General features: G+C 66.2%; 3 protein-coding genes. All 3 read left to right on the top strand.

All coding sequences use genetic code 11. The annotated features are described in order from the left end of the window. The first annotated feature begins 144 nt into the window (after positions 1 to 144). The 3 genes from AC3A6I_RS20605 to AC3A6I_RS20595 all read left to right on the top strand — a co-directional run bounded on the left by AC3A6I_RS20605 (position 145) and on the right by AC3A6I_RS20595 (position 3,731). Positions 145 to 1,443, top strand: a complete 1,299-nt coding sequence (locus AC3A6I_RS20605; RefSeq protein WP_487545757.1) for an outer membrane protein — start codon at positions 145 to 147, stop codon at positions 1,441 to 1,443. A gap of 99 nt (positions 1,444 to 1,542) precedes the next feature. Next, positions 1,543 to 1,845, top strand: a complete 303-nt coding sequence (locus AC3A6I_RS20600) for a DUF3467 domain-containing protein (RefSeq protein ID WP_487545756.1) — start codon at positions 1,543 to 1,545, stop codon at positions 1,843 to 1,845. 11 nt (positions 1,846 to 1,856) lie between these two features. Next, positions 1,857 to 3,731, top strand: a complete 1,875-nt coding sequence (locus AC3A6I_RS20595) for a GAF domain-containing protein (RefSeq protein WP_487545755.1) — start codon at positions 1,857 to 1,859, stop codon at positions 3,729 to 3,731. The last annotated feature ends 1 nt before the right edge of the window (position 3,732 follow it).

The following is a 3,732-nucleotide window of genomic DNA, read 5'->3' as shown; positions in this document are numbered from 1 at the left end:
CGGCTGGCTAACGCGAACTCGCAAGTGTTGTAATCAGGCCACGCGACCGCCTTGCTGGTGGATGCGTGGCCCCGTGACCGGCCTAGCCGCTTGCTGAATCCGCCTCATGGGGCGATGATCGATCACATAAATGCGGGGGGCCGTATGCTTAAGTTGTCGAGTTGTGCTGCAAGCGTGCTGCTTGCTGCCATTGCCACGCCGTCGCTTGCGGCGGACCTGATCATTGCCGAGCCGGACGTGCCGGTTGCCCTGCCGGCGGAGACGCCGATGACCGGCCTCTATGTCGGGGTCAATCTCGGTCAATCCTTCCAGGGCCTGTACTACAATCCCAATTTCGTCGATCGGCAGGAATATCTGTTCTCGGAGCAGTCGCTGACGGCGGGCATCACGGTCGGCTACGATTTCCTGCTGACCCCGAATGTCGTGGCCGGCGTGGAGCTTCGCTACGATCACTTCGGCGCCGATTTCGAACCGCTGCTTCCCGACAATGTGCTGGCGACCATCGAAGACAGCACCACTGCGGCGGTGAAACTGGGTTATCGCGTCGACAACAACACGCAGGTCTACGGCATTGTCGGTGGCGGCGTTTCCCGGGTAACTGCGATTACCGGCTTCTTTGACGAGGCTACCGAGAGCGTTGGTGGCTATGTGTTGGGCGTGGGCATCGAGACCCGCCTCATGGATGCGCTGACCGCCAGCCTCGATGCGCGCTATTTCCGTGCCACGGACACGTTCACGACGGACGACAATTCCGATTTCGAGCCGCGCTACTTCGCGGTCACCGCGGGCCTCAAGTATCGCTTCGGCGGCAACATGGGCCTGGGCTTCCCCGAGCCTAATTCCGCGCCGGTCGACTTCGACTTCAGCGGCCCGCGGCTGTCGCTTGCACTGCTCGGAACCGCCGGCAGCATGGACCGCGAGGTCGCGACACCAGGCTCGAGCGTCGGTCCGTATTGGGGCGAGGGGTTCGGCGCCGGGATTGGTGCAGGGTTCGACTTTGCGATTACCGACGACTGGATCCTGGGTCTCGAGGCCAGCCTCGATTACAACCCGGTGGTGTTCGAGGATCCGGATCAGAACAGCCTCGACGTGAACGCGCCGACCGAGTTCGGAACCGTGGAAGGCGTGATCGCACTGGGGGCTCGCCTCGGCGCCAAGCTCAATCCGTCGACGCTGCTCTACGGCAAGCTCGGTATTGCCGGAATCTATACCACCGCCAACGAAGAGTTCTTTGCACTCGCGGGCGGCGGCGAGGAACTGTTGCCGGGCTATCAGGTCGGCGTCGGTCTCGAAACCGCCATCAACGATACCATGACGCTTGGTGTCGAGGGCCTCTACACGGTCGCGACCGAACCGCTGACATCGGACAATACTCAGTTCGGGCAGTTGGAAATGACACCGTCACTGCTGACCGGCAAGGTATCGCTCAACTTCCGCTTCTGAGCGGTAACCGTTCGATCATACCAGGCCGGACGATGTCAGCGCCGGCTGGTATTGTGCGGCGGTCACAGCGACAAATTACCGGTGGAGGAGCATTCGATCATGGCCAGGCGGCCCGCCAAGCAGGACGAAGATACGGCCCAGGCCAAGCCGGGCGTAGTCTGGCACGAAGAGCAGATGCAGACCCAGTTCGCCAATGTGGTGAACGTGCAGGGCACGCGCGAACAGGTCGACATCTTCTTCGGCACCAACCGTACCTGGAACCCCGAGGCGGGCGGGCAGGTGACGGTGGAGCTCTCCAACCGCATCATCATGACGCCGCTGGCGGCCAAGCGCCTCGCCACGATCCTTGAAAACGTGCTGCGCGAGCACGAGCGTCGTTACGGCGCGCTCGAGGTCGAGTAAGCTCCCGGACCATGAGTGGGAATGGCGAGGTTCTGGAAGGGCGCGGCGCCGGGGGCGCCGAGGCTTCCATTGCCGCCTCGCCCGAGGGCGCGCTGTGGCAGCGGCTGCTCGCCACCGACGAAGCCCCCGGCTATCTCTCGGTTTTCCTCGCTCTGCAGGCCCGGCAACTGGCCGGCACCCGCTTCAACGCCGTGTTCGCCGTCGAAGCCGGCGCTGTCCGCGCGCTCGCGGCCTGGCCGGCTTCTGCTTCGCTCGATGAGCTCGAAGGCCTCGCCCGCCTGGCTTTGACCGAAGGCCGCCCGGTACTGCGGCAATCAGGCCGCGGCGCCCGCGCGCTGCGCTATCTCGCCCACCCGGTCGAAGCCGGTGGGCAGACCGCCGCTATTGCCATCGTGGCGCTGCCCATCGCCGCCAACGAAGAGGCCGACGCGCCGGCCCGGCAGCTGCGCCAGCTGCAGTGGAGCCTTGCCTGGCTGCGCGAGTATTTCCACAAGGGCGGCGATGCGGCGCTGCGCTCCGAGCGCGACCGTTCTCGCGCCACGCTCGAGCTCCTCGCCACCGTGGTCGATCGCGGCGATTTCCGCACCGCCGCTCTGGCCGCCGTCACCGAGATGGCGCTGCGCTTTTCCTGTGCGCGGGTGAGCCTGGGGTTCACGCGCTGGGGCTCGACCAAGGTCGTCGCCATCTCGCACACATCGAGCTTTTCGCGCCGCGCCCAGCTGGTGCAGGAAATCGGCAAGGCGATGGACGAGGCCATCGACCAGAAAGCCATCCTGCGCTACCCGCCGGCCGCCGAGGACGTGGTGTTCACCACGGCCCATGCCACGCTGGCCAAGACGCACCACAACGGCAACATCCTCACCGTGCCGCTGCTGGTGGTCGACGCCTTCATCGGCGCCATCACCTTCGAGCGGCCGGACGACCAACCCTTCGACGAGGAGACGGTGCGGCTGCTCAGCGTGGTTGCCGCTGCGCTCGGGCCGGTGCTGGCTGAGAAACGCCACAACGACCGCTGGCTGATCGTCAAGATCTGGGACAGTTTTGTCCAGCAGCTGATCAAGCTGGTCGGCCCCGGGCACATCGCGCGCAAGGCCATCGCGCTCGGGGCGCTGGCGGTGGTTGCAGCGCTCAGCTTCTGGACCGAGACCTTCCACGTCGTCGCCGATGCCCAGCTCGAGCCGCTCGAGCGCCGCGCCGTGGTTTCGGCCTATGACGGCTATGTGCAGACGGCCACCGCGCGCGCCGGCGACGTGGTCGAAGCCGGCGACGAGCTCGCCAGCCTCGAGGATCGCGAGCTCAATCTCGAGCGGCTGCGCTGGGTCACCGAGCGGCAGCAGCACCAGTACGAGTATGATCGGGCGCTGGCGGCACGCGAGCCGGCCAATATCAACATCGTGCGCAGCCAGATCGAGCAGGCCGATGCGCAGATCCGGCTGATCGACGAGCAGATCGCCCGCACCCGGCTGGTCGCGCCCTTCGCCGGCCTCGTCGTCGCCGGCGATCTCAGCCAGCGCATCGGCGCCTCGGTCAGCCGCGGCGAGACGCTGTTCCAGCTTTCCCCGCTCTCGGCCTATCGCGTCGTGGTCACCGTGGGCGAGCGCGATATCGGCGCGCTGCAACTGGGCCAGAAGGGCGAGGTCGTGTTCGCCTCGATGCCAGAGCTGCCCCTGCCCATCACTATCGACCGCATCACACCGGTCGCCACCGACCGGGCCGATGGCAGCGGCTTTCGGGTCGAGGCCAGCCTCGAGGGCGACCTCACCCGGCTACGTCCCGGCATGACCGGCGTCGCCCGTGTCGCCATCGACAAGCAGCCGCTGATCGCCATCTGGACGCGTCCCTTCCTCGACTGGCTCGGGCTGCTCTGGTGGCGGCTGGTGCCGTAGC

The sequence above is a fragment of the Devosia sp. Soil_C_22 genome (assembly GCF_057657195.1).
The sequence above is the reverse complement of the archived record's forward strand: the minus strand, read 5'-3'. Positions and strand labels throughout refer to the sequence as shown.

Bases quoted from the DNA above. Each gene is read 5' to 3' on its own strand.
- AC3A6I_RS20605 (WP_487545757.1), top strand. From the start codon at position 145: ATGCTTAAGTTGTCGAGTTGTGCTGCAAGCGTGCTGCTTGCTGCCATT.
- AC3A6I_RS20595 (WP_487545755.1), top strand. From the start codon at position 1,857: ATGAGTGGGAATGGCGAGGTTCTGGAAGGGCGCGGCGCCGGGGGCGCC.
- AC3A6I_RS20600 (WP_487545756.1), top strand. From the start codon at position 1,543: ATGGCCAGGCGGCCCGCCAAGCAGGACGAAGATACGGCCCAGGCCAAG.